Genomic DNA, 25,532 nt, shown 5'->3' with positions numbered 1-25,532 from the left:
GGAGAATGAAACATGGATAAAGTAGTGATAAAAAAATTTGCTGTATGGGCAAGGAAGAAGCTAATTGAAGATATAAAGCAAAAGGCTTATGAATTGGGAATAACCGAAAAGGAAATTAAGCTTCCTGGGTTTGCCACATCCGATACTGCAATAATAGGAGACAGAAGTCTTAGCAAGAAAGAGATTGAGCAAAGAAAAAGTTTAGTGTCCAGGATAGAGGAAAAAGGATATAACAATGTAATAGAGGAAGTGGCATATACCTGGTTTAACAGATTTATTGCTCTGCGTTTCATGGAGGTTAACAATTACCTTCCCACAGGGGTGAGAATCCTGTCATCGGTTGAACCGGGCAAAAAGGAACCGGACATTATTAAAGAAGCATTAAATATTGACCTGGATTTGGACCGGGAACTGGTTTATAAATTGCAGGATGAAAATGATACCGAGTCACTTTACAGATACCTTCTGATAAAGCAATGCAATGCCTTGAATAAAATTTTTCCCGGATTGTTTGAGAAGATTGAGGATTATAGTGAAATTTTGCTGCCTTCAAACCTTCTTGCCGAAGGGTCTGTCATAAGGCGTTTGGTGGAGGATATATCCGAGGAAGATTTTAAAGAACAAGTGGAAGTTATTGGATGGATGTACCAGTATTATATATCCGAAAAAAAGGATGAAGTTTTTGAAGGGTTAAAGAAGAATAAAAAGATAACAAAAGAAAACCTTCCTGCTGCAACCCAGTTGTTTACTCCGGACTGGATTGTCAAATACATGCTGGAGAACTCTTTGGGAAGACTGTGGCTTGAAGGACATCCCGATGAAGAGTTGAAGAGCAAATGGAAATATTACCTTGAGGAAGCTGAACAGGAACCTGAAGTTCAAAAGCAGTTGGAAGAAATTTGGGCAAAGAGCAAGAATATAAGGCCGGAGGATATAAAGGTTTTAGACCCTGCTGTGGGCAGCGGGCATATTTTGGTGTATGCCTTTGATCTGCTCTATGATATTTACAGGAATGCAGGATATTCGGAAAGGGATATTCCGAAACTCATCCTTGAAAACAACCTGTACGGTCTGGACATAGATGACAGAGCCGTTCAATTGGCATATTTTGCGGTTATGATGAAGGCAAGGAGCAAGAGCAGAAGAATATTTAAGGAAAAGGTAAAAGTTAATATATGTGCCATACAGGAAAGCAATGGTTTTCCGAAAGAGGCAATAGACTATCTTGTAAATACTGGGGAGACAGAGATAGAAAAGCGGTTACTCAGAGAAGATGTGGAGTATCTCATAAATGTTTTTCATGATGCAAAGGAATATGGCTCTTTACTTGAAGTAAAGCCTGTTGATTTTGATGCCATTGAGAGTAGATTGGAAGAGATAAAGAAAGGAGAAGTTCAGGATTTAGTTGAGTATCAATATAGAAATATTATTCTTGAAAAAATACCGCCATTGGTTAAACAGGCAAGAATAATGAGCCAAAAGTATGATGCGGTATGTACCAACCCGCCTTATCTCGGAAGAAGAGGTATGAATTCCAAGCTGGCCAAATTTGTTGAAGACAGTTATACCACGGGCAGAAACGATTTGTTCGCCGTGTTTATTAAGATATGTTTAAATTACTCAAAGAATTACGTTTCCATGATAACTCAGCACTCATGGATGTTTCTGTCCGGTTTTGAGGAATTGAGGAAAGAAATATTGAACTTAACTGTTATAAAGAATATGCTTCATCTTGGAACAAGGACTTTCGAGGAAATTGGAGGGGAAGTGGTACAGTCTGTCTCATTTACAATTTCGAAAATTAAAGTAAGAGGATATAATGGATTATATATAAGACTGTGTGATTATATGAGTTCGGAAGAAAAAAGGAGAAACCTGTTTAACAGAAATAATTATTATACGGTAAACAGTGATGAATTTTTCAAAATAGAGGGTGCACCTATTGCCTATTGGGCCAGTCCGAAGGTAAAAAATATTTTTTCAGACAGTATAAAACTTGGAGATATAGCGTACCCGAGAAAAGGTAACTCAACATCTGACAATGACAGATTTTTGAGATTATGGTTTGAAGTTGATATTGACAAAGTGAATTTTAATGCAAAAAAAATAATCAAGGAAGAAACAATTGTCAGAAGATGGTTTCCTTACAACAAAGGCGGCGGGTACAGAAAGTGGTATGGAAATAACTATTATTTGATTGACTGGAAGAATGACGCTGAAGAAATTAGAAAAATTCCTACAGCGGTTATAGCAAATTACCATTACTTTATGAAACCGGGATTAACCTGGTCAACTGTTTCGACAGGTAAATTCAGCATTAGGATTTTCGGATACGGATTTATCTTTGACAATGGCGGCTGCTGTCTGTTTACCGATGAGGAAGATAGACTTTACTATTTGGCATTGCTAAACAGCAATATATTTGATTATTTGTTGGGGTTATTAAACCCTACCGTTAACTATCAGTCGGGTGAAATTGCCAAATTCCCTGTAGTTTTTGCGAAATCTGAGGATGCCGGGAATAGAATCAATTCATTAGCAGAAGATAATATTCAGATAGCAAGAATTGACTGGGATTCTTTTGAAACCTCCTGGGACTTTAAAAGACATCCGCTACTTGCCCATAAAGGGGATAGCAGCACTGTACAACAGGCTTTCAATAATTGGGCTGCTTTTGCAGAAGAACAGTTTAACCGGTTGAAAGCCAATGAAGAGGAACTTAACCGGATATTCATTGAAATATATGGCTTGCAGGATGAACTTTCACCGGAGGTGGAGGATAGGGATATAACCGTCAGAAAAGCCGAAAGAGTAAGAGATATCAAGTCCTTTATTTCCTATGCGGTTGGCTGTATGTTTGGAAGATATTCCATTGATGCAGAAGGACTTATCTATGCCAGTGGCGAATTTAAGGATAAATGGAAAAATGAGGACGGAAAGTGGAAAGTCAGAAGGATAGTGAAAGATGATGAAGGAAAAGTAATTGAGGATTTATGGGTGGATGCTGCTTTTATACCCGATATGGATAATATTATACCTGTCACTGACGATGAATATTTTGAAGACGATATTGTCAAAAGATTTATTGAGTTTCTTAAAGTAACATTTGGCGAAGAGACTTTGGAGGAAAACCTTGATTATATTGCCGATACCGTAGGTAAAAAGGCGGATGAAACTTCAAGGCAGGCTATAAGAAGGTATTTTCTCAGGGAGTTCTATAAAGACCACGTGCAGGTATACCAAAAAAGGCCTATATATTGGCTTTTTGATTCCGGTAAGGAAAATGGATTTAAAGCACTCATTTATATGCACCGCTATGATGAGTTTACAGTGGCAAGGGTGAGAACCGATTACCTTCATAAATTGCAAAAATCCTATGAAGCGGAGATTAAGAGACTGGATATTATTATAGATTCCGATGCATCCCAAAGAGAAAAAGCCGGTGCAAGAAAGAAAAAGGAAAAAATATTAAAGCAAATGGAAGAGTGTCGGCTATATGACCAGGTAATTGCCCATGCTGCAAATCAAAGAATAGAGATTGACTTAGATGCTGGGATAAAAGTAAACTATGCAAGGTTCCAGGGGATTGAGATTCCCCGGGGAAATGACAGAAAGGCATTGAAGACAGACTTATTGGCTAAAATTTAATTTAAAGCAAATAAAAATTTTCAAGAAAGGATGTGTTAAAATGGTTGGAGTAGAAATTGATATGATTGTGTCAGACAGTTTGAAAGCACTGGAATTGTATGAAAAAATATTTGATATAGAGAGGGTTGAGGTTACCAATTTTCCAAAAGGCGAAAATGAAGTTGTTTTTAAACTGTATGGAGTACGTTTTCACATGCTGGATGAAAACCCAAAATTCGGACTTAAAGCTCCGGACCCGGATAAACCCAATACAATTTGGTTTAACGTAATGGTACCTGACATTGAAGAAACCTTTGCAAAGGCTATTAATGCAGGATGTAAGGAGACTCAGCCCATCACTGAAATACCTGATTACGGTTTATCCAATGCTGTGTTTGCCGACCAGTTCGGTTATCAATGGATGCTGCATCAGATACACAGAGAAGTGAGCTTTGAAGAACGTATGAGACTTTGGGAGGAAAAAAGGGATAAATTATAAAATTAATTCTTTAGTAAGGGGGACAAAAATACGAGAATATAATTGTTGAATTTATACCCTAAATTATAATAGGTTTAATGAGGAGATAAAAAATGGTTGATTTTAAAAGATTCTCAAAGAATTTATTTACTGTGCCTTTAGCTTTGATTCTGACTTTTTTGTGCGCATGTAACGGCAATAGCAATGGAAATATGCCTATTCCAACATCAGGTGATTTGATGACTGATGCCCCGTTGAAAACGGATGCCCCGGAAAAATATGATAATTTAATTGGACAGCAGCTAATAGGAATATGGCATGCCGCTCCTTCAATAGGCAGTGGGTATAATGATATGTTCTTTTTTTACAAGGATAGCAGTTTTAAGTTATATTACAGTCAATATGATGAAGAAAAGCGGGTATTGGATATATCCGGTAAGTGGACTGTCAATGGGAACAAATTAAATCTTTCCGTTGATGAAAAAACAGTTGTAATCGGGGGTGAACTTTTTGAGTCATCTCCATCGGCAACTTCAGAATATAGTATAATTAACGGAACCATTCAAAAAGAGAAAATTGATCCACCCGAAATTATTGAATATAGTATCGGACAAATAGAAAATGCCACTGACTCGCCCTATGAGAACAAACTGCTGATTAATGGGGAATATTACTGGAAAATTAGCGATAATCCGGATGACGAGTATTACAGCAGACAATTTACTGAAGAAAATGAGAGCAGCACTGCTGCAAAGTTTAATACATATTATAATGTCAAATATGGTTATAGCATTAATTATCCCGATTTCTGGCATATATCCGATGAACCTCCTGCAGGTGACGGAGTTTTTCTATATGATACTGAAGAGGCAGATATAAGAGTTTATGGCGGATTTTTATTAGGTATTGGTACTGACACAATGGAAATTGATGAGGCAAAAAATAAAGGAATTCTGGTAGAAGATTTTCCTGCTTCAAATAATAATAAAGGTTATAAAATTGTTGAAAAAGACGGAGACAGGGTTAAACTTCAGATAATAATATACGGTCAAAATATACGTTGCGAATTGTATGCCGATGTTTCAAAGGAGTTTTACGAAAAAAATGAGAAGTTGCTTATTGATATGGGAAAAAGCATTGAAATTACAGAGTAAGAATGCAAGAATAATAAAGTCTTTATTGTAATAAAGAAATTGCTCTATTTCGAATTAATTTACTCAAATGCTATTTACTGTTATAATATGATATAGAAGCTTTTTTATAGGAGGAATATTATGCTTAAAGCTGAAGATTTTTTTGATCTTTCGGGAAACCCGTTTGAAGCTATCTTTGAGGGCACAGAATATGTGTGGGAAGGACTTGGGAGACTAAAGAAGTTTATAAAGGACAGTCTTGTACCGAACTTGGGAGGAGTCTATAGCAGCAGATTGGTACTGGATAAAACATTGATACTTTATGATGGCAAAGTTATCGATGACGGATTTACCATAGATAACTCCAAAAAAAGTCCCGAAGTTATTATGGACGGCCAGGTTTTAGAGGGTGCTAGTATCCTTTATGCCGGGGCAGTTTTTATGGATGGAAACATATCCATCGGAAAGAATACTATTGTTGAGCCTGGAGCATTGATAAAAGGTCCGACAATAATAGGTGACGACACGGAAGTACGCCAGGGTGCCTATATAAGAGGAGATGTGCTTGTCGGAAATAAATGTGTCGTGGGACATACAACCGAATTGAAATCCTGTATTTTGCTTGGTGAAAGTAAAGCAGGGCATTTTGCCTATATAGGTGACAGTATTTTAGGTAAGGTTAACCTTGGTGCAGGTACAAAGCTTGCAAACCTCAAACTTGTAGAATCACAGGTGGTTCTCAATATAAACGGCAAACAGTATGAAACTGGATTAAGAAAATTAGGAGCCATTCTAGGTGACGGTGTTGAGACAGGTTGCAATAGTGCCACAACTCCTGGAACCCTTATAGGAAAGAACTCTCTTCTTTATCCCAATGCCACTGCCAGAGGATATTATCCTCCAAATAATATTATTAAATTCAAACAGTGTCAGGAATTGCAAGAGAGAAATTAGACAGGAAATTTTCAGACTTAAGATAAATTCCGCTGCCGTAAGCAGCGGAATTTATTGATTTGACTTTAGTTTTTGCCGGGATAAGTTTCATACGGTTAAAGCCTGGATAAAATTTTTTGCGGATGAGGAGAATCAGTTATGAATGATATTATTAAGATTCTTGAGAAAGAAGGTCCGTTAACCGGAAAAGAGTTATATGAGAAAACCGGAATAGATGAGCTGCGTTTGTGGAGGTACTGTTACAAAGCCAATGAAATTACAGTAAAGACCTTTGGGAAAAAATATTTGCGTCTTGATAAAAAAATTGAAGGCTATGCCAGACTTTCACCGTCAATAATGAGAGAATTTCTCACTTATTCGGTGGTGGGCCTGAATAAGGATATTGCCGAAATTGAACGCAAGGCAGAGATTCTGCATGAGAATGTAAAACTCATCAGCAAAAGAAAATATGAACTGGCATATAATACTGTATCAAAAATTGTAGATTTCCTGGAGGATTCCGAAAGTATAAAAAACAATATATGTTTTATGATTGCCGGAGATGTAGTATATGATATGGCCCATTCGGAACTTAGACCTGAAGCGTCGTCAGGCAAATTGGTGAGAGGTTCCGACCTTGACATAATTGTTATATCCAGGAATCTTGCCGATGGTTTTCTAAGAGGTCTTGATCTTGCAATATATAAAGAAAAGGGATTCCTTATAAAGAATCCGCAATATATGGAAGAAATCGATTATGTTATTAAAGACATATCCAAAGCCTATGAGCAAATGGAGTTCAATGATTTTAAATCCATGGTGGCTTCAAAGATTCTTCATGAGGGCATTTTTCTCTATGGCAACCGTGAAATTTTTGACGACGTAAAAAAAATGCTTGTGGAGAAAAACATTCCCGAAAAGTTGTCAAAGCTTGAAGATGAAGCTATTGCACACAGTAAGGCAGCTTTCAAATATTTGCTTGAAAATGAAAATGAACTCTTGGAAGAAGAGTTCACAAAATATTTCTATACAAAAGAAGAAAGCGAAGAAATATTTTAATTGTATTCATTCATAAGCTTTTCAACGTATTTATAATGCTCAATGTTGCTGAGCTTTGAGGCAGCAGCCTCGTCAAGAACTACAGTTACATTGCCGCTGTGGAGTTGTATTGCAGAAGCAGTAATCTGTGAAGTAATAGGTCCTTCAATTGCCTTGGCTACAACAGAAGCTTTTCTTTCGCCGTTGGCAATCATTAAAATATTCTTTGCTTCAAGGATTGTACCTATTCCCATTGTTATTGCAAAACGCGGCATTTCGTCTCTGGAAATTCCCGATTTTTTAAAGAAGCTTTCGTAATTGTCATCTAAAGTTTGCTTGGCAAGAGGTATTACTCTTGTCCTTGATTGCAGGGATGAACCCGGTTCATTGAATGCCCAGTGACCGTCGCCGCCTATACCTAGAAGCTGAAGGTCGATTCCTCCGGCCTTTTTTATTTCTTCTTCATACCAGCGGCAGAACTTTTCGGGTTCTTTGGTCAGACCGTCCGGAATATGAATATTCTCTTTTTTAATATTTATGTGCTTAAACAATTCCTCGTACATAAACCTTGCATAACTCTGGTCTTCGTTATATGGCTTGTCAAGATTCATGCCTATTCCAAGGTATTCGTCGAGATTGAAGGTCTTTACCCTTGAAAAATCGAGACCGTTATTATGCATTTTAATTAGCTCTTTGTATGTACCTATTGGAGTGCTTCCTGTAGCTAATCCCAAAACACAATCCGGTTTTGCCCTTATACAGGATGCTATTACTTCTGCAGCATATTTACTCATTTCTTCATAGTTTTCCTTGATTACTATTTTCATAAATATCCTCCAGTCGCAGAAATTCGAACTAATTCGATTTTATCATATTTAATTATAATTATGCAAATGCAGGTGAAAATGCTAAAGAGTTATTTATAAGAGAGTATAAAATCCATTGATATTCCATACCATAACAATACAAAACATTGTATGGGAGGAAGATAATAAGTGTCAGTAAAAAATGATATGACTGCAGATTTTTTGCGTTCCGCTTATGGCGGGGAAAGCATGGCTCACATGCGATACCTTATATGGGGCGATATAGCGGATAAGGAGGGCATGCCCAATATAGGAAGATTGTTTAGGGCTATAGCCTATGCAGAGTGGGCTCATGCCGATAACCACTTTAGAGCGCTGAAAGACCGTGTTGGGGATTATAGTGTTACTGCGGGTGCAGTTTTTGGAGCGGGTAAAACTGTTGATAATCTGCAAGGCGCAATTGACGGCGAACTGCATGAGGTCGAACAGATGTATCCTGTTTATTTAAACGCAGCACGATATCAGGAGGAAAAAGATGCCGAAAGGGCTTTTCACTTTGCATTAGAGGCAGAGAAGATTCATGCCCGGCTGTTTAAGGAAGCACAGGAAGCTGCAAATCAGGGAAAGGATATGGAATTAGGACCTGTGTATGTATGTCCTGTATGCGGGCATACAGTAAAAGACCATCTTCCGGATGTATGCCCTGTTTGCGGGACTAAAAAAGAAATGTATAAACATTTTACGGCATAGTTTTTGTATATCATATGTTTTTTTATTTTATCCCATTTGAAAACTTGAAAACAATTTTAGATGTGTAAAGGTGCGCTTTCTGGTTTATATTTGCAGTCAAATATAAACCAGAAAATTTTATGACAGCAGATTATGAGTCTATGAGCTTGCAGGAAACTTTTATGTATATATTTCAATTGAAAGTCAATCTGCTTGCGGTGGCCAACTATATAAGTTTGCCTTGTTCAATCTATTTTATATTTAAAAAGTTTGTTTTCAGAATTGGTCAAGTATATCTCATCACCGTTTACTGCTAAATTACCGTCCACTGGCATACCTAAACCATAAATAGTAAAATTGTGTCCGGATTTATCAATAGATACTAAGTCAGTACCTGTTGTAAAAAATATTGTGTTGTCTTTTTGAGATACACTGGTTATAGTTCCATTGCCTTCATAGATGTAATCCAAAAGGATGTTGCCGGTTTCCAAATCAACCCTGAGGTCCATAAAAGATTACCGGTATTTACATCGGTTACTTCCAGAAAACCTTTTGCATTGCAAGCAGCAATGATATTAGAGTCGGTATAAAAGTCGACGGCATAATTGAAATTTAAAAAGCTCTCGTAGTTCTTTTTACCGGTGTCTTTGCTGATATTAAACAGTACATTTTTACCGCAGATTATGACATTGTTGCCGTTGACAATCGGCTTATAATAAGAATCTATACCTTCAAATTCCCATACTTTTGACAAGGTGATATTATTTCGATTATCATCATTGCTGCTTGGAGAATTTGGTGTAGCATCCATTGAGTCTTGTAAATCAGAGGGTAAGGCATTGCTGTTGTGGGTGGTTTGTATTGAAGGTGTGCTGAAGTTTTGATTTGTATAGTTGCTTGATGCTGAGTTCTTACATCCGCATTGTGAAACAATTACGGAAATTGCAATAATAATGTTTATTGCATTATATATGTACTTCACTTACATTAATCCTCCATTACTATAGATTATTTTATATAGTCATTGTTAAATAGGTTTGCTGAATTCGCTTCCATGGACAATGCCTGAACCTTCCAGTTTGGCAATTAGTTGCACAATTCCTTAAATAGAGGATTATACTTGCTTTTTAGTTCCTTATTCGTTGTGTATCTATAATTTATTTCTTTTGTTGTAATTTCATTGTAATTCCCAGCTGTAGAATGGTCATAGTATGTGGCAAAAAGGCATACAATTTCTGCGTGTCTGTCATCCTTTATATATATTTTGTAAAAATCCTTGTTGTCATAAACTACAGGTGGTTTTTCTATCATTGCAATTTGCTCATCACCCGAATATATACAGACAAATGTACCTTCTTTGCCCATTCCGACATCATAGCAGTTGTAAACTTCTGAATTAAAAGTAATCTCCTCATATGTGTAACCGGACAAAAACTTTCCTACAAATCTGTGAGAAAGCTTTCCGCATGTTTCTCCATCGGGTTTTATTATATCAAATAATTTATAATTCCTTTTAAAAGCTTGTGAAAAAGGATTTTTATCTTTATTTCTTAATAAGAGAACTGGCTCATTGTTCTTAATCAGGGTGATACGAGGCATGCCCATTATAGCCAAACGAACTTCAGATGTATAAATAACATAATTGTCGATAGTGGAGAAAACAAAATCAGCACCACCGAAAGTTCTTGTTTGATTCATGTTAATTATCATATTATTCAACTCTCTTTATTATCAGATTTTTTACTTTCATATTCTTTAAGTTTTTGATTTATAAGATCTCTGAATTTGAATTCTTCAACATCTACATTCCGATGAAATAAACCGTATTGGTAACAACTCTTTCATATATTTGTCCTCCTAACGATACTTGATTTTGTTTAAATTAATTATTATTTGGTTACATTATAATTATACTAAATATCAAATATTTTGCCAGCTTATTTATAGATTTAATCCTAATCTGTCCAAACAACTTAGTTTTCAATCTAAGTTGTTCTCATCTTTTTTATATCCAAATCGGCTTTAGTACCTCCTGAGAGTTCTCATAGCTTTATAGTTTCTTAAAACGATAAATATTGATTATTAACTAAACTTTAATTATGATAATTGTATTGGTTACGTAAAATTGGATAATTATGCAATTGAATTTTTGTCTAAGAATCAAAATTAAGACGGAGGTAACATAATAATGAGAAAAGCTCTTGCAATGGTTTTAGTGTTTGGCCTTTTATTTGCTTTTGGCTGCAATAAAGCCAATATACCAAATGCGGATGAAAATTCGAACAGGGAAAATATTCAAGCAGAAAATAGCTCGAGTGTTAATAATCCCTTTTTCAACCCTAATGTTGAACAGTTGAATTATAAAGGAAAGTTTATATTTGATGATATAGTAGAGAAAGATGTAAAACTTAATATAAATGAAGTAGCTAAGTTGGAAGATGGGATAGTTTATGAATTGAGAATAGATGGGATAATGGAGGTTCCGGAGGAACGTTTGAGTTTAGGCTATTTTTATGTTCAAAAAGATAAGATTTATAAAATTGAACCAACTGAAGGAAATCTTAGAAAAATAAAAGACAACGGGCAATTGCCCGAAGATAGCGTGATTGTTTGTCAGGATGGAGAAATAAACGACGAATTGGGAGAAGAAAGAGGTCTACATCGATATTTAGAAGTTAAAGGGGATGTCAGAAAATATCATTCGTACAATGACCTGGTTGAATCGGGGTACTTTGAAACTATAATTTGGGAAAAAGAAAAGGGAATGATTAGCTATAGGAGCGGATTTGGTGCAGGTAGGGATTTAGTGGAGTTGGATTTGGGAAAATATAACAAACAGGAAAGCGAGGAACAGTCAAATATAAATATTTCCGAAAATAGTGAGAATTTTTACGGTATATGGGAATTTATCGAACCAGTAACTGTACATGGATTTACACCGGAAGAAAGCTTGAAATATTTGAGTAAGCAGTTTATATATATGCCGCTGTTTTGTAGATGTGGGCCGAAAGGGTTAAATAATCCGAAGTATTTAATTGAAAAGTTGGGTAGGGAAAGCTTTGGTGATGATTTACGACAGTATCTTGACAAAAATAACATAGACGTGGATTTTGCAAACAAAATAGTGATATTTAGAGATGATGAAAAGCAGGAAAAGTGGGAAGCTTTTGGAGGAGAGTTTTATATAGTCGGGGATAAAATTATTGTTGTTATTGACGGAAAATTGTACGGGATGAAGAAAGTTTTTGAGGGTGAAGTTGAAAATTATTTAGTAGATGAAGATACGGTACATGTCGGACAAAAAATAGGTTCCCTAACTGTAAAAAGTATAGAAAAAAATTCCGAAATGATAGGTGATATAACATTTTCAGGAGAAATAACCGTTAAAGGAGTATACGAATGGGATTATACCGGTGACGGATATGGATGTGTCATTACTTTGGATGAAGAATCGAGAAAAATTATACCTGTATTTGAAAACTTTGCTGATGAAAAAACTATATTGATTAATAATACGGAAATAGCACATAAGCTTTTGCCAAAGGAATCCGGTGAAGCGGAAATTGTAATAGATAACTACTCAATAGGTTATAGACAGATAATGACAAGTGCGGATTTGGTTAGGGTAGTTAGCCTAAAAAATGCAAAAGAATAGGCTTCCTTTCATCCTATTAAACGTAATTAAAGCATTACAGAATTTAATATTAATAAAGGATTATAACGGGGGATTTTAAGAATGAAGAAAATTGTTTCGATGTTGGTTTTAATAATATTATCAATGAATCTTATATCATGCAGTAGGAATACTGTTGATAAAGTTGACAATGAGAAAAATGACAATCAAATTGAAAATGCAGTTAAAAAAACTTCAAATACCTCTGATTTGATTAAGGCTTATATCAATGAAAAATTAATCGAAGATAACGAAAAAATACTGTTTTATTCCGATGAAGATATAGACTTGGATGGAAACAATGAAGTAATTGTGGCTATTGGAACCGAAGGAGAAGACAAATTATCAACCTATATCGGAAAGGCATATGTATTAAAGGAAATAGACGGAGAAATAAAGCAAATTGGTGATAATTTCGCCGAAAGCATTTATGCAGTATATGAAGTAAAGCTTATATCTTTAGCCGGAGATGAAAAAAAGTACATATATTGCGGATTGACAAACGGGGCTAATCTGGTAGGGTTCAGTATATTTGAATTGGGTGACAAGGAATTTAAAGAAATCGCTTATAGTGCTTCACCAACCGGGGCAGGCAGTGATGAAATAATAGACTCTGACAATGATGGAAAAATTGACGGATATGTGCAAAACCGGTGGAGTTATGATGTTTTATATTATCCTGTGAAAAACATTTATGAATATAATAATCAAAAATTTGAATTGGTAAAAACGGAAGTCGAATTGCCTGAATATCCAAATACCCCTGAAGAAATTGTTCGGGAGTATATAGCTTTAAATGTATTGGAATTTCAAAAATCGGAAGAAGTAAGTGAAAGACTGGGCAAACTATGCTCTCAGGATGTCAGAGGGGGAATTGATTTTTCAAATGAGGAATTATTTGAAGCTTTGGCGTTTGAGAAATTGGAATTTGAGAGTGACCAAGAAATTGCCGCAAAAGAAAACGGAGCAAAAGCTAATGTTATAGTTTCTGTCGAAGGAAACAAGAGATATAAATTCACTTTAAACAAAGAAAATGATATTTGGAGTATTGAAAATATTGTCAGGATAAGTTAATCAGCATCATAAAAGTTAAAATCAATTAAAAAAGCAGGAAACATAAGCGAACCCGGAAGGGAAAGTAACATAGTTGAGATTGCTACAAATAGAGATTATGCAGAAATTCTGATTAAAAAATGTTTATGGTTGGAAATGAAAGGGTGTGTTTTTTATTGAACAGCAAAATGTTATATAGATTTGCAATAGTGCTTGGTATAATACTTTTATTGTTTTCGGGATGTAAACAGACAAAGGATAATTTTAACGGTGAATATAGTAGTAATGATAGTATAAATGACAATGCAAATTATACAGAAACCGAACCAACACCACAACAGACAATTAGTAAAGCAGAGGATTTAAAAGTAATAGAAGAAATGTTGTTGGCGATTAAAAACTCTGATGCAGCAGCATTAAAAGAAATTATCAGTCCAGCAGGACTCATAGTTATGAGGAATTTCAGTTCCGGACTAGGAGCAAGGGGAAAAGATGTAAGGAATTTATACGCAATTGATGAGATTCAGGATAATCTTCAGTTTGAAGTTAGTGGTGAAACTCCTATTGATCTAAAAGACCTATTTAAAGAAAGCCAAAAGGTTTCAATAATTGAGCTTCCGGTATCCCAATTAGATTCTGATGGCTTTAACTTTATCCATGATGTAGAAAATGATATATATGAGCCATCATCTGACGATATCATAGATTTGTGCGAAGAATTAAGCAGTTATGAATATAGCTCTTATATTGTAAAACTTGAGGATAAAGAAATGGTTCTTGGAGAGTCCCAAATTGTCAATTATAGTATCATTGGAAATTGGGCTGTTTTTGAAAAAACAGATGGAGAATTTTACTTAAGAGCTATTATTGATTTGCGATAGTTTTAACATGATTTATATCATAGAGTTTGAAGGGTGGTTAAATGGTATATAGAAAATTGTGCTTAATTATAGCAATACTAATGGCATTATTATGTGGATGCGGTAAAGATGGAGTAATAAAAGACAGAGATCAGGACAGTTACAATAATAATGGAAGTATTGAGAATACGGGAAAAGTGCAAAATCAAGAGATGAAAAATAACGGTTATGGAAATTTGATAAATGGCGGATATGCAATATATGATAATGGATATATATATTTTACAAACGGTTTTGCTCCTGATCTTACAGAAGCTGACTGTAAACTGTACAGAGTCAATTACGATTGGGCAGAACCGACTAAAATATTGGATGACACTGCAGAAGGCATTAATATTGTTGGGGATTGGATATATTACATTAATCTATCTGATGGTCATAAATTGTACAAAGCTAGAAAAGATGGAACACAAAGAATGATGTTACATGATGAGAGATGTAGCACCATATATGTTCAGGGAGACTGGATATATTTTAGTACTTGGTTTGTGGTTGGCGGAAAAATTGACGGTGATTTATATAAAATGAAGATAGATGGGAGCAATAAAGAGAAACTAAGTGATGATTGTGCTGAGAGTTTGATAGTAAAAGATAATTGGATATATTATTTATCTGAAGAATATGTTCCGGGAGATGTAATACACAAAAGTTATCTTTACAAAATGAAAACAGATGGAACTGAAAAGAACAGAATATCCGATGAGGAAATGCATTCATTTGTTTTATATGATCAATGGATATACTTTACTGACCATAATGACAAAATGTACATGATGGATATTAGTGGCAATAACAAAAGTTTAATTACAGAAGATAAAGTATTTAATTTTAATACCGATGGTAAATGGATATACTATTGCAATTTATCTGATTTTGAAAAATTATATAGAATAAAGCCTGATGGAAGCGGTAAAGAAAAATTAAGTGAAACTCGTAGTCCTTTTATACATATTGTTGGAGATTGGATATATTTTATATATCTTCATAAAGATGACATGGCCCCATTTAGAATTAAATTGGATGGGTCAGAAGAGGATTATGCTGATCCTAACGTAAATCAAAATGTTGAAGATAAAGAAGCGAAAGATTCCGCTAATGATAATGGAGGGAATTTACCCAAAGTTCTTTTTAATGCGGCTAAATATGGAGAAAAAGCATTGTATTTAGGAATGCCCATAGAGGAAGTCAGAAGGTTACTGAATGAAAAGGGCGAAGAGACATATGAAATAGAGAGAACTTCTCATCCCTATGATTGGAGGTATGGAAATAGAATATTTGATATGAGATATTATATAATAGAATTTGATAGAGAAGAGAAAATTTACGAGATATATGTTAATGACAATATTCCTACAGAACGGGGTTTGAAATTTGGAGATCCAATTGAAAGAATGGAAGAACTCTATGGAAAGAATTATAATAAGCGACCAGAAAATGGAAAAACGTATTTTAATTATGACATGGGTGGATATAATTTTTGGGGATATTTTAATGAAGACAATAAACTGGATTTATGGGTACTAACTGTAAAAAGAGATATTGATGCAGAATTGCAAACATGGGAAGGCACTCTGAAATATTCGGAATTTGTTCCCCCTGACCAAAACATGTTTTATACAATAAGAATCCACAAGGAAAATAATGAATATTATGGAGATATCAGTATTAACGGATTTCAAACTAAACAAAGGATAAGAACAAAAGTAGTAGGGGACAAAGCTGCAATTAATTTGGTATTTGAAACCTATTTACCGGACAATATGCTGGAAACGTATGGAGAAGGGGATATTTTATTGAAACTGGAAAGAAAGGATTCGAAAGTTTATACAACATGGTTCTGTTTAAAACCTATTCTTTTAGAAAATAATGATATTCAAGGAGTGTATTTCGAGTATTGACAGTTGTAATGGTAGATGTAAGAGCATAAAAATGGGAGTAATGAATTGAGGAAAATAATATATGCTGTCATTATGGCATTACTTGTATATGCTTCTTATCTTTATTTAATAAAAATAACAGTTTGTAATATTTAAAATGTATTCGTTGTGGGTCTGCCTATAGGTGGACCTACAGTTGCACAATAGAAAGTGAATAGTTTTACATTTCGTACCTCTAGTAATGCTGAAAATGAATACTGTGGATATTAGAGCATGGAAAAGTCCATTCAGCTTATAGTTAATATATTGGGGTAGTGGAGAGGATAACTATTTTTAGAAAAATTGCTAAAATTCTTATGATATTAAAAATTGAAAAATCAACCAAACTATTTATGACATTGAGTTTTGAGAAAATTTCTTGTATTTTTCCATAATATCGGGATTTAGCTCTAAAAATTTATTGAACGTACTTATCTTTTGCAGTGTTGAAACTGAGACATAATGTTCGATTAATTCAGTTTCAATAAGTATATTTTCCTTCACACCGAGGTTTTTTAGAAACGATTCGATGATATTGTGCCTTTCTAATAAAAATTTTCCAAGTTCTTTTCCGTCTTCCGTCAAAGAAATAATACCGTATTTTTTATAGTCAATCAGACCTAAACTGTTCAATTTTTGAACCATTTTTGTAGCCGAGGATGCTGCCACATTTAAAAGCTCAGAAAGGGTATTTATACGCATATACCCTTCAATGAGGCTGTTTCTGTATATCATCTCCAGATAATCTTCCATTGATGAAGTTAAAAGCTTTTTATTCTGTTCAAGCAGTTGATATCCACGAACAGTATGGAATTCCGATATTTCCTTCATTAATTCACAACCTTGTCAAAGTGTTATATTGCACTTTCTTGGAATTAGAAAAGTTTCTTAATTATTTATATTCACAACGCGGTGAATTTATTTTACATTTTAAATGTGATATTATAATTACATGAATTACATGGCTGTAAAAATAGTTTAAATTTTAATTTAAAGGGTAAAGCATTTGAGACAATATAAAGGTCTAGAGGTTGCTATGAGAAAATATAAAACGTTAATAAGATTAATCGGCATAATTATGTTTGTTTTGTATTTATTTTATTTAATATATTTGACTTTTTTTGACCATACCTATGGCAGAAATGTTTTTCAGCGGAGAATAAACCTTATTCCTTTTAAAACAATTGTTAAATTTCTTACGTCATCATATAATTGGGATTTTGTTATGATAAATATTGCCGGAAATATTGCAGCTTTTGTGCCAATGGGCTTTTTGCTGCCTATGGTTTTCAGTAGGATGAAAAGCTTTTCTAAAGTTATTGCAGTGGTGTTTTTGGCAACTTTGTCCATTGAGATTTTTCAATATGTATTTGCTGTGGGTACATGCGATATAGATGACATTATATTGAATGTACTCGGAGGAGTTGTCGGATACTTTATAATAAGAAGTACCGCAGCATTAATATCCAAGAATCGCAATAATATAAAGTGTCTTTGAATTATTCTGACAACAGGAGGAGGAAAATTGGCAATGTTGTACGAATTATTGAAATCCCGAAGAAGTATCAGAAAATTTCAAGACAGAGAAGTGGAAAAGGATAAGATGGATATATTGCTAAAAAGTGCTTTGCTGGCTCCTTCATCACGGTCCAGAAGGCCTTGGGAATTTATTGCAGTAACTGATAAGGAATTGCTAAAAAAGCTGTCTAAAGCAAGAGAGCACAGTTCATCATTTATTGAAAATGCACCCTTGGGAATTGTTGTAGTTGCGGATCCTGAGAAATGTGATGTCTGGATAGAGGATGCCTCCATTGCTTCAATTATAATTCAGCTAACAGCTCAATCTCTGGGCTTGGGCTCATGCTGGATACAGATTAGGGAGAGATTCCATTCCGGAAATTTGAAAGCTGAAGACTATGTAAAAGAAGTGCTTGGAATACCTTCAAATTACAACGTTGAGTGCATGATTGCCGTTGGATACCCGGCGGAAGCAAAGAGCGCTTATTCCGAAGATGATTTAATGTATGAAAAGCTGCACTATAACAAATATTAACAAGCAGAGTACATATATAAACGGCTTTTGAATCAAAATAAAAAAGGTTGGTTTTGTTAGTCAGCATTGAAAAGGTTTCATATTTCCTGACTTAGTGATTAAAACTAATGAATTTATGCTCATGATTGAGACTGGAATTTGAACATAAATTTATGTAACATACAAATAAAATGTAAGGAGGGGTATTGGGCATGAATTCAATTTTCCATAGGAGAAGTATAAGAAAATATACAGATAAAATTGTTTCGGAGGATTTAATTGAAGAAATTTTGAAAGCCGGTATGGCAGCACCTTCAGCCGGAAATCAGCAGCCATGGCATTTTATCGTTATAAGCGATAAAAACATTATGATTGATATAACGAAATTTCATCCCTACTCACAGATGCTTAAGGAGGCAAGTCATGCCATTGTTGTTTGTGGCGATCTTTCTTTGGAGAAACATGAAGGATATTGGGTACAGGATTGCTCGGCTGCAATGCAGAACATGCTTTTAATGGCAGATAACCTCGGTTTGGGTGCGGTATGGCTTGGAGTATACCCCAGGGAAGAGAGGGTAAATAAGGTGAAGGAACTTTTGAATATTCCTCAAAATGTGATTCCTTTAGGCATTATGTCGTTAGGTTATCCGGCTGAGACTAAAGAACCTGCCGATAGATTCAATCCGTCAAGGATTCACAGGGATAGATGGTAAGATAAATTGAAGATTGAAATTACATAATGATGCAATAGGAGGTGTTGAAAGGATATAAAATGAAAGGGAAATCAAAGTGTGAGTATTGTGTGAACTATATTTTTGATGACGAGTATAATTACTATGTTTGTCAAGTAAATTTGGATGAAGATGAAATGGTTCGATTCATGAAAAAATCCTATGACAATTGTCCCTATTTTAGGTTTCATGATGAATATAAAACAGTAAGAAAACAGATATAAAAAATTACAAAGGAAGCTTTAAATGAAAATTGAAGGAGAACTTGTAAAAGGACGTTTTGTTGAGAGACTTAACCGTTTTGAAGCGGTGGTGGAAATTGAAGGAAGCAGAGAACTTGTTCATGTTCCCAATACGGGAAGACTTAAAGAACTACTGACGAAAAAAGCTGCTGTGTTGGTAAGGAAATTTGACAATCCGAATCGCAAGACAAAGTTTGGGCTTTTATTTGTAAAAAAAGGTGGGGTTTGGGTTTCCATCGATTCTGCTAATTTGCCCAACAGAATAGTATATGATGCTTTGAAGAGCAACACATTTGAACAGTTTGCTGCTTATAGTGAAATTCGCCGTGAAGTAACTTTACTGAACAGTCGCTTTGATTTTGGATTGTTTAACGGTGAACAGGAATACTATATTGAAGTAAAAGGTGTCACACTGGTAGAAGACAGACAGGCGTTTTTCCCGGATGCACCCACCACAAGAGGTACAAGACATCTTGAAGAATTGGTAAATATAAAGCTGAGCGGGAAAGGCGCGGGAGTTATCTTTATTGTACAAAGGGAGGATGCCGATGAAATAAGGCCTAATGACAGGACTGACAAAGGATTCGGCATTGCATTGAGAAATGCCAAAAAGGCAGGCGTTGATTTATTTGCCTATGTTTGTAAAATTGATATAGATCAAAAGCAAGTCAATATAATTAAGAGCATTCCGGTTGTTCTGGATTAAGGGCAACCGGATTTCTTTATGTCAATGTTTTATAATAGTAAAAACCATTTATAATAAGACTTTCCACAACTTTCAATAAGATATATAATAATCATTGTAAAATTCTTTTTAAAATAGAAATGTATATGATGGGAGATATCAGATATGTCCATTATAGGAATAGATTTGGGAACCACAAACAGTTTGGTATCATGCTTCATAAACAACGAATGTGTTATCATACCGAATGCCCTGCAAGAAAAATTGACACCGTCGGTTGTGAGTGTTGATGAAAATGGTGAGATTTTAGTAGGTAGAGCTGCCAAAGAGAGGCTTATTACACATCCGCATCTCACAGCAGCGGCTTTTAAAAGGTATATGGGAACAAATAAAAAGTATAATTTGGGTAAGTATACCTTTACACCTACAGAACTTTCTTCCTTTGTTTTAAGATCACTTAAAGCCGATGCAGAGGCATTTCTTCAAAAGGAGATAACTGAGGCGGTAATTAGTGTTCCGGCATATTTCAATGATCAACAGAGACGTGCAACAAAACAGGCTGGTGAAATGGCCGGGCTTAAAGTGGAAAGGCTTATTAACGAACCAACTGCGGCAGCTGTTGCCTATGGCTTGCATCAATCGGACAGTGAGAGAAATTTTTTGGTATTTGATTTGGGCGGGGGTACTTTTGATGTCTCCATTCTCGAGCTTTTTGACGATATAATGGAAGTCAAAGCGGTGGCGGGAGACAATTATTTAGGCGGTGAAGATTTTGACCAATGCTTAATCGATTATTTTCTGAAGTACCATAAGTTAAATAAAGATATGTTGGATTTAAAAACTTTTTCAGCACTGAAAAAACAGGCAGAGGGATGCAAAATTGCATTGTCCGGGATAGACAGGCATGAAATGAATTGCACAATTAACGGGCAGGATTATATTCTCCGGATATCGAACAGTGAATTTGAAACACTGGCACAGGATTTGCTTCAAAAGTTAAAGCAACCACTGCAAAGAGCTTTTAGGGACTCTAATACATATACCGATGACCTCGATGAGATTATAATGGTTGGTGGGGCTACCAAGATGCCCATAATCCGCTCGTTTGCTGCGAAATATTTTGGAAGGCTGCCCCTTTGTTCAATTAATCCTGACGAAGTTGTAGCCTATGGAGCCGGAGTTTATGCAGCAATGAAGGAACGGAATGAATCTTTGAAAGAAACGGTGCTCACAGATGTATGTCCATACACTTTGGGAACAGAAGTAGCAACATATAACGAATTTGGAGAAATTGTAGAAGGGCGTTTTCATCCCATAATAGAGCGTAATACTATACTTCCGTGCAGCAGGGTTGAAAGGTTTTATACTATGTATGATTTCCAAACAGTGATAAGAGTTGGAGTATATCAGGGGGAAAGCAGGATGGTGGAAAACAATATTAAATTGGGTGAGCTGGAAGTACATGTTCCGCCTGAGCTCCGCGGAAAATCAGCAGTAGATGTAAGGTATACCTATGACATTAACGGTATTTTGGAGGTGGAGGTCAAATCTGTGTCAACCGGTGAAGTTACTCGTAAAGTAATCCTTAAGAACGAATGTACATTGACGGAAGAAGAGGTTGAGGCTCGCCTTAAGGAACTGGCCGAAATTAAAATTTATCCGAGGGAAAACGCAAGGAATCGGTATCTGTTGGCAAAAGGTGAAAGGCTCTATGAAGAGACCCTTTCCGATGTTAGAGCTCAAATTGCCCAGGCTCTTGAACATTTTGAAGCGGTATTGGACAGGCAGAATCGTGAAGAAATTGAGGCTGAAGCTGAAAGACTGGAGAAGTTTTTAAATAGAATTGAAGAATGGGAGAAATGATGGAATGGATATATGGTCCATATTGGGTATTGAAAAAACTTCCGATGTTAAAGAAATAAAAAGGGCATATGCTAAAGCAGTAAAAAAATGCCATCCTGAAGATGACCCCGAAGGTTTTATGCAGATAAGAAAGGCTTATGAGGAAGCATTGGAACAAGCGCAAACCGGCAGGGGTAATATGGAGTTCCAGGTATTTGTTGATAACAGTTCTGAGAGCAATCTGGACTACTTTGAGGACAGCTTTAAAGAAACAACTTCAAAACCTGAAGTGAGCTTTGATAAAGTCCGTATAAGGAGGATTTTGGAAAAGAATTTTCCAAAGGTAAAGCCACAACTGCTTGAGAAGGTGGAACTGTTATATAACGATATTTTTAAACGCAGAGATGTAAAGTGTTGGCAAGAGTTATTGAATAATGAGCTCACTATAGATGAATACCACTACCTGACTGAAAATGCATGGGATTTTTTTAATAACAACTGTGTTTTACCCTATGAAGTATGGAAGTTTATAGACTCGGAATTCTCAATTTCTGAAGACCCAAGGTTTAGATGGGCAAAATTTGTTATGTTTGATTTCGGACTGCCTTTTGATTGCTTTGACTCTAAACTTGATATTGATTACTCCAACTATGCAAAATATAGGTTTTATGCCTTCGAGTCATTTTGGAGCGGGAATTATCAAGAGACTGTAAAATTGGTCCAGGATGCTGAAAAGATTTTCAATGGAGATTATTTTATTTACAAAATTAAAGGAATTTCTCTATATTTTTTGCACAATTACGATCAAGCTATTGAAGCACTGTCAAAGGCATTGTCTTTAAACGACAATGATTTGGAAATTTTGCTGTATCGGGGTAATGCCTATTTAAAGTGCGGCCAGTATAAAAAGGCCTCAATAGACTTTAAGATTGTTCTTAAAAAAGAAAAGGATAATCTTGAAGCCTTAAAAGGCATGATTATGTGTCTGTGCAGCATGAAAAAATATGGATTGGCAGACAAGTATTTTCGTAGTTTTATTGAAAAGTCTCCTGTAGGGGATATTCAAGTCAATATACTATTTGAAAAATACGAAAATGAAAGATTAAGAGGAAGATTAAGGAAAGTTATTAAATATGTTAAGGATGTAAATTATAAAATATCAACAGAGCATTCAATACTGAGTAACATATTGGTTTTTGTATACTGTACTGTACTCATTCCTATTTTAGTTATTTCAATTTTTATGCCTTTTTTAGGCCTTATTTTTGCAGGTATAATAATTGCGTTTTATATAATAAAGTATCAAAGCAATAAAAAAAATTACTGAGCACAGTGCAACAGTTTTAGTAATGGTTACTCAAAAAGTGGTGGTGGATATAATGGTAAATGAAAATATAAGAAAATTATGGAAAATATCATTAAGTATGACTTCTATTTGGGGAGCAAAAGGAGATTTTGAAATAATAGATAAATTTCATCCTTTTTGGAAAAAGTTGAATGATGGAAAGCTAACGATAACAAATGAAATACTGTGTGGGATACCTGAAGAAACCAATAAGATATTAAGGGATAGGCAGACTTCGGATATAAGGTATTTTCTTATGAACAGATTGCAAATATATGATGAAAATAGTTTTAAAAATTGTTTGAACTACTTTTTTAACGGTACTGATATTAATAGATCTTTTGAAGAAAAGAGGATTTTTATTACGGCACTTCCTGATAAAGAGAGAAAAGCTCTTATAAATTCCTTGAGTAAAAATAATAAAGAATACATTTGGCTGTCAATAGTTAATCAATATTATAAAGTACTGCCTAAAGCCGGAATTTTGGCATATGATATAAGTAATTGTGTAAGTATTTGCCGTTTAGGGCTGTATCATGGATATTTGAAGGAGTCTGAGTTTGCAAGTTATTTGGATACTTTAGCTATAAAAGCACAGGAGAACTATTCAAATTTTGAGGAATTTGGTCTTGCCAGTGTTGTTGGATTATTATATTCAATGGAAAGAATTCCTAATAGGGCATTTGATTATGATGCTGCAATTATTTATTATACGGAGATGCTAAAATTAGCACTTACACATCCTCAAAGTTATTGGAGAAATCTTGACTGGAAGTTGGACCTTTCCTGAGGTAAAGTTTTATAATGTAAGTTAAAAGTCAAAAAACATTAAAAAAATTTTTTTTCAAAGCAAATTACGGGAAGTATAAATTTTTTGCACATATATAATAGAATTATGAACTGTATCAATTTATAAGATACTGTAATATTTTTTTATCATGTTTACAGTAAGTATTACTTGTGGTATTAAATTCTTAAAATGCGATTAGTAAAAAGCAGTTTGAAAAAAGGCGGAAATCAATGGAATTAACAAAGCTTAAATTGTGAAGGAGTGATATGGTATGAAATATACATTGGTTGAGAAAATTTTCAATGCTCACAGAGTTGATATGCCTTTTGAAGATACACATGTATTAAAGCTTGATGCGGTATTTTGCCATGAGATTACAACGCCCATTGCAATAACAGACCTTCAGGCAAGAGGTATGGACAGGGTGTTTGACCCGAGCAAAATAAAGGCTGTGATAGACCATGTAACCCCGGCAAAGGACAGCAAAACTGCCGAACAGGGGAAGATCTTGCGTGAATGGGCAAGAAGACATGGAATAAAAGATTTCTTTGATATAGGAAGAAACGGTGTTTGTCATGCCCTGTTCCCTGAAAAAGGTTTTGTAAGACCGGGATATACTGTTATAATGGGTGACTCACATACTTGTACCCATGGGGCCTTTGGTGCCTTTGCGGCCGGAGTTGGTACCACAGACCTTGAAGTGGGTATTTTAAAAGGGGTTTGTGCCTTCCGTACTCCAAAGACAATCAAGATTGTTTTAAACGGAAAGCTTAAGCCGGGAGTATTTGCAAAGGATGTTATTTTGTACATTATAAAGGAATTGACGGTTAACGGTGCAACAAACAAGATAATTGAGTTTACCGGACCGATAGTGGATGAGATGAGCATGGAGGCCAGAATGACTCTTTGCAATATGGCTATTGAAGCCGGCGCTACCTGTGGAGTTTGCTATCCCGATATGACCACTGTTGAATATCTCTGGGATTATATAAAGGACGAGTTTGAATCCAAGGAAGCAGCTTTGAAGGAATACTCAAAATGGATTTCCGATGAAGGGGCCAATTATGAAAAGGTATATGAGTTTGATTTGTCGGATTTGGAGCCAATGGCTACTTTCGGCTACAAACCGGATCAGGTTAAGCCGGTTAGAGAAATGGCCGGAACAAAAGTGGATCAGATATATATCGGAAGCTGTACAAATGGCCGTATAGAAGATTTGAGAGTTGCAGCTCAAGTTTTGAAGGGCAAAAAAATCAGTGACAATGTTCGTGGAATTGTAAGCCCTGCAACACCTGGAGTTTACAGTCAGGCATTGAAAGAGGGAATTATTGAAATATTCCAGGATGCCGGTTTTTGTGTTACAAATCCCACCTGCGGAGCTTGCCTTGGAATGAGCAACGGGGTATTGGCCAGCGGTGAATCCTGTGCTTCCACTACAAACAGGAACTTCAATGGCCGTATGGGTAAAGGCGGCATGGTTTATCTTATGAGTCCGGCTACTGCTGCTGCCACTGCAATTGCAGGCGAAATCGTAAATTCCGATTTGTTTAAAGGTTAAG

General features: G+C 35.3%; 24 protein-coding genes. 19 read left to right on the top strand and 5 right to left on the bottom strand.

Annotated elements, in window-relative coordinates; genetic code table 11:
• The first annotated feature begins 12 nt into the window (after positions 1 to 12).
• The 5 genes from pglX (at position 13) to CLOCL_RS14300 (ending at position 7,230) form a co-directional block, all read left to right on the top strand.
• Entirely contained in the window at positions 13 to 3,648 is a 3,636-nt protein-coding gene (gene pglX, locus CLOCL_RS14320; protein WP_014256021.1) for a BREX-1 system adenine-specific DNA-methyltransferase PglX, read from the top strand.
• A gap of 40 nt (positions 3,649 to 3,688) precedes the next feature.
• On the top strand, positions 3,689 to 4,126 hold the full coding sequence (locus CLOCL_RS14315; RefSeq protein ID WP_014256020.1) for a VOC family protein: 438 nt from the start codon (positions 3,689 to 3,691) through the stop codon (positions 4,124 to 4,126).
• 92 nt (positions 4,127 to 4,218) lie between these two features.
• On the top strand, positions 4,219 to 5,259 hold the full coding sequence (locus tag CLOCL_RS14310) for a hypothetical protein (protein ID WP_014256019.1): 1,041 nt from the start codon (positions 4,219 to 4,221) through the stop codon (positions 5,257 to 5,259).
• 120 nt (positions 5,260 to 5,379) lie between these two features.
• Entirely contained in the window at positions 5,380 to 6,192 is an 813-nt protein-coding gene (locus tag CLOCL_RS14305) for an LbetaH domain-containing protein (RefSeq protein WP_014256018.1), read from the top strand.
• A 138-nt stretch (positions 6,193 to 6,330) separates the two neighbouring features.
• A complete protein-coding gene (locus tag CLOCL_RS14300; protein WP_014256017.1) occupies positions 6,331 to 7,230 on the top strand; it encodes a hypothetical protein in 900 nt (299 codons plus the stop codon).
• Here the strand turns inward: CLOCL_RS14300 and nagB are convergent.
• The gene (gene nagB / locus CLOCL_RS14295) at positions 7,227 to 8,036 is read right to left on the bottom strand and encodes a glucosamine-6-phosphate deaminase (protein WP_014256016.1); all 810 of its coding nucleotides are present in this window, start codon (positions 8,034 to 8,036) and stop codon (positions 7,227 to 7,229) included. The two genes, CLOCL_RS14300 and nagB, sit on opposite strands and share 4 nt — an antisense overlap.
• Before the next feature lie 168 nt (positions 8,037 to 8,204).
• Between nagB and CLOCL_RS14290 the strand changes: the two genes are divergently transcribed.
• Positions 8,205 to 8,765 (top strand): rubrerythrin family protein, encoded by a 561-nt coding sequence (locus CLOCL_RS14290; protein ID WP_014256015.1) that lies wholly within the window; start codon positions 8,205 to 8,207, stop codon positions 8,763 to 8,765.
• A 224-nt stretch (positions 8,766 to 8,989) separates the two neighbouring features.
• On the opposite strand, the gene CLOCL_RS14285 is transcribed toward CLOCL_RS14290, so the two are convergent.
• From CLOCL_RS14285 to CLOCL_RS14275, 3 genes are all read right to left on the bottom strand, one after another.
• Complete coding sequence (locus tag CLOCL_RS14285; protein WP_027621797.1) at positions 8,990 to 9,214, bottom strand: hypothetical protein; 225 nt, start codon at positions 9,212 to 9,214, stop codon at positions 8,990 to 8,992.
• Positions 9,181 to 9,726, bottom strand: coding sequence for a hypothetical protein (locus CLOCL_RS14280; RefSeq protein ID WP_014256013.1), 546 nt, complete (start codon positions 9,724 to 9,726; stop codon positions 9,181 to 9,183). Before CLOCL_RS14280 ends, CLOCL_RS14285 begins: the two co-directional genes overlap by 34 nt.
• A gap of 104 nt (positions 9,727 to 9,830) precedes the next feature.
• A complete protein-coding gene (locus CLOCL_RS14275; RefSeq protein WP_014256012.1) occupies positions 9,831 to 10,454 on the bottom strand; it encodes a hypothetical protein in 624 nt (207 codons plus the stop codon).
• A 478-nt stretch (positions 10,455 to 10,932) separates the two neighbouring features.
• Between CLOCL_RS14275 and CLOCL_RS22795 the strand changes: the two genes are divergently transcribed.
• The 4 genes from CLOCL_RS22795 to CLOCL_RS14255 all read left to right on the top strand — a co-directional run bounded on the left by CLOCL_RS22795 (position 10,933) and on the right by CLOCL_RS14255 (position 16,288).
• Positions 10,933 to 12,399: a hypothetical protein gene (locus CLOCL_RS22795; protein WP_014256011.1), complete on the top strand. Its 1,467-nt coding sequence runs from the start codon at positions 10,933 to 10,935 to the stop codon at positions 12,397 to 12,399.
• 81 nt (positions 12,400 to 12,480) lie between these two features.
• Positions 12,481 to 13,491, top strand: a complete 1,011-nt coding sequence (locus tag CLOCL_RS14265; protein ID WP_014256010.1) for a hypothetical protein — start codon at positions 12,481 to 12,483, stop codon at positions 13,489 to 13,491.
• A 155-nt stretch (positions 13,492 to 13,646) separates the two neighbouring features.
• A complete protein-coding gene (locus CLOCL_RS14260; protein WP_027621796.1) occupies positions 13,647 to 14,351 on the top strand; it encodes a hypothetical protein in 705 nt (234 codons plus the stop codon).
• Between the two features lie 41 nt (positions 14,352 to 14,392).
• A complete protein-coding gene (locus CLOCL_RS14255) occupies positions 14,393 to 16,288 on the top strand; it encodes a DUF5050 domain-containing protein (RefSeq protein ID WP_014256008.1) in 1,896 nt (631 codons plus the stop codon).
• Positions 16,289 to 16,657: 369 nt separating this feature from the next.
• Here CLOCL_RS14255 and CLOCL_RS14250 read toward each other — a convergent pair whose 3' ends face one another.
• Positions 16,658 to 17,137 carry a metal-dependent transcriptional regulator gene (locus CLOCL_RS14250; protein WP_014256007.1) on the bottom strand — a complete coding sequence of 160 codons (480 nt, stop codon included), beginning with the start codon at positions 17,135 to 17,137 and terminating at the stop codon, positions 16,658 to 16,660.
• Between the two features lie 205 nt (positions 17,138 to 17,342).
• Here CLOCL_RS14250 and CLOCL_RS14245 point away from each other — a divergent pair, with 205 nt between their 5' ends.
• The 9 genes from CLOCL_RS14245 to CLOCL_RS14205 all read left to right on the top strand — a co-directional run bounded on the left by CLOCL_RS14245 (position 17,343) and on the right by CLOCL_RS14205 (position 25,531).
• Positions 17,343 to 17,804 (top strand): VanZ family protein, encoded by a 462-nt coding sequence (locus CLOCL_RS14245; protein ID WP_014256006.1) that lies wholly within the window; start codon positions 17,343 to 17,345, stop codon positions 17,802 to 17,804.
• Between the two features lie 33 nt (positions 17,805 to 17,837).
• Positions 17,838 to 18,359, top strand: a complete 522-nt coding sequence (locus CLOCL_RS14240; protein ID WP_014256005.1) for a nitroreductase family protein — start codon at positions 17,838 to 17,840, stop codon at positions 18,357 to 18,359.
• A gap of 191 nt (positions 18,360 to 18,550) precedes the next feature.
• On the top strand, positions 18,551 to 19,051 hold the full coding sequence (locus tag CLOCL_RS14235; protein ID WP_014256004.1) for a nitroreductase family protein: 501 nt from the start codon (positions 18,551 to 18,553) through the stop codon (positions 19,049 to 19,051).
• 59 nt (positions 19,052 to 19,110) lie between these two features.
• Positions 19,111 to 19,293, top strand: coding sequence for a DUF6472 family protein (locus CLOCL_RS14230; RefSeq protein ID WP_014256003.1), 183 nt, complete (start codon positions 19,111 to 19,113; stop codon positions 19,291 to 19,293).
• A gap of 22 nt (positions 19,294 to 19,315) precedes the next feature.
• On the top strand, positions 19,316 to 20,017 hold the full coding sequence (gene sfsA, locus CLOCL_RS14225; protein ID WP_014256002.1) for a DNA/RNA nuclease SfsA: 702 nt from the start codon (positions 19,316 to 19,318) through the stop codon (positions 20,015 to 20,017).
• A 144-nt stretch (positions 20,018 to 20,161) separates the two neighbouring features.
• Positions 20,162 to 21,859 carry a molecular chaperone HscC gene (locus CLOCL_RS14220; protein WP_014256001.1) on the top strand — a complete coding sequence of 566 codons (1,698 nt, stop codon included), beginning with the start codon at positions 20,162 to 20,164 and terminating at the stop codon, positions 21,857 to 21,859.
• 4 nt (positions 21,860 to 21,863) lie between these two features.
• Entirely contained in the window at positions 21,864 to 23,165 is a 1,302-nt protein-coding gene (locus CLOCL_RS14215) for a DnaJ domain-containing protein (protein WP_014256000.1), read from the top strand.
• Positions 23,166 to 23,217: 52 nt separating this feature from the next.
• Complete coding sequence (locus CLOCL_RS14210) at positions 23,218 to 23,973, top strand: DUF1266 domain-containing protein (RefSeq protein ID WP_014255999.1); 756 nt, start codon at positions 23,218 to 23,220, stop codon at positions 23,971 to 23,973.
• Between the two features lie 271 nt (positions 23,974 to 24,244).
• A complete protein-coding gene (locus CLOCL_RS14205; protein WP_014255998.1) occupies positions 24,245 to 25,531 on the top strand; it encodes a 3-isopropylmalate dehydratase large subunit in 1,287 nt (428 codons plus the stop codon).
• The last annotated feature ends 1 nt before the right edge of the window (position 25,532 follow it).

Source organism: Acetivibrio clariflavus DSM 19732, from assembly GCF_000237085.1.
GTDB lineage: Bacteria > Bacillota > Clostridia > Acetivibrionales > Acetivibrionaceae > Acetivibrio > Acetivibrio clariflavus.
Note: the sequence above shows the minus strand (reverse complement) of the source record. Positions and strands in the feature narration are given on the sequence as shown.

Bases quoted from the DNA above. Each gene is read 5' to 3' on its own strand.
- pglX (WP_014256021.1), top strand. From the start codon at position 13: ATGGATAAAGTAGTGATAAAAAAATTTGCTGTATGGGCAAGGAAGAAG.
- CLOCL_RS14315 (WP_014256020.1), top strand. From the start codon at position 3,689: ATGGTTGGAGTAGAAATTGATATGATTGTGTCAGACAGTTTGAAAGCA.
- CLOCL_RS14310 (WP_014256019.1), top strand. From the start codon at position 4,219: ATGGTTGATTTTAAAAGATTCTCAAAGAATTTATTTACTGTGCCTTTA.
- CLOCL_RS14305 (WP_014256018.1), top strand. From the start codon at position 5,380: ATGCTTAAAGCTGAAGATTTTTTTGATCTTTCGGGAAACCCGTTTGAA.
- CLOCL_RS14300 (WP_014256017.1), top strand. From the start codon at position 6,331: ATGAATGATATTATTAAGATTCTTGAGAAAGAAGGTCCGTTAACCGGA.
- nagB (WP_014256016.1), bottom strand. From the start codon at position 8,036: ATGAAAATAGTAATCAAGGAAAACTATGAAGAAATGAGTAAATATGCT.
- CLOCL_RS14275 (WP_014256012.1), bottom strand. From the start codon at position 10,454: ATGATAATTAACATGAATCAAACAAGAACTTTCGGTGGTGCTGATTTT.
- CLOCL_RS22795 (WP_014256011.1), top strand. From the start codon at position 10,933: ATGAGAAAAGCTCTTGCAATGGTTTTAGTGTTTGGCCTTTTATTTGCT.
- CLOCL_RS14265 (WP_014256010.1), top strand. From the start codon at position 12,481: ATGAAGAAAATTGTTTCGATGTTGGTTTTAATAATATTATCAATGAAT.
- CLOCL_RS14255 (WP_014256008.1), top strand. From the start codon at position 14,393: ATGGTATATAGAAAATTGTGCTTAATTATAGCAATACTAATGGCATTA.
- CLOCL_RS14250 (WP_014256007.1), bottom strand. From the start codon at position 17,137: ATGAAGGAAATATCGGAATTCCATACTGTTCGTGGATATCAACTGCTT.
- CLOCL_RS14245 (WP_014256006.1), top strand. From the start codon at position 17,343: ATGAGAAAATATAAAACGTTAATAAGATTAATCGGCATAATTATGTTT.
- CLOCL_RS14240 (WP_014256005.1), top strand. From the start codon at position 17,838: ATGTTGTACGAATTATTGAAATCCCGAAGAAGTATCAGAAAATTTCAA.
- CLOCL_RS14235 (WP_014256004.1), top strand. From the start codon at position 18,551: ATGAATTCAATTTTCCATAGGAGAAGTATAAGAAAATATACAGATAAA.
- CLOCL_RS14230 (WP_014256003.1), top strand. From the start codon at position 19,111: ATGAAAGGGAAATCAAAGTGTGAGTATTGTGTGAACTATATTTTTGAT.
- sfsA (WP_014256002.1), top strand. From the start codon at position 19,316: ATGAAAATTGAAGGAGAACTTGTAAAAGGACGTTTTGTTGAGAGACTT.
- CLOCL_RS14220 (WP_014256001.1), top strand. From the start codon at position 20,162: ATGTCCATTATAGGAATAGATTTGGGAACCACAAACAGTTTGGTATCA.
- CLOCL_RS14215 (WP_014256000.1), top strand. From the start codon at position 21,864: ATGGATATATGGTCCATATTGGGTATTGAAAAAACTTCCGATGTTAAA.
- CLOCL_RS14210 (WP_014255999.1), top strand. From the start codon at position 23,218: ATGGTAAATGAAAATATAAGAAAATTATGGAAAATATCATTAAGTATG.
- CLOCL_RS14205 (WP_014255998.1), top strand. From the start codon at position 24,245: ATGAAATATACATTGGTTGAGAAAATTTTCAATGCTCACAGAGTTGAT.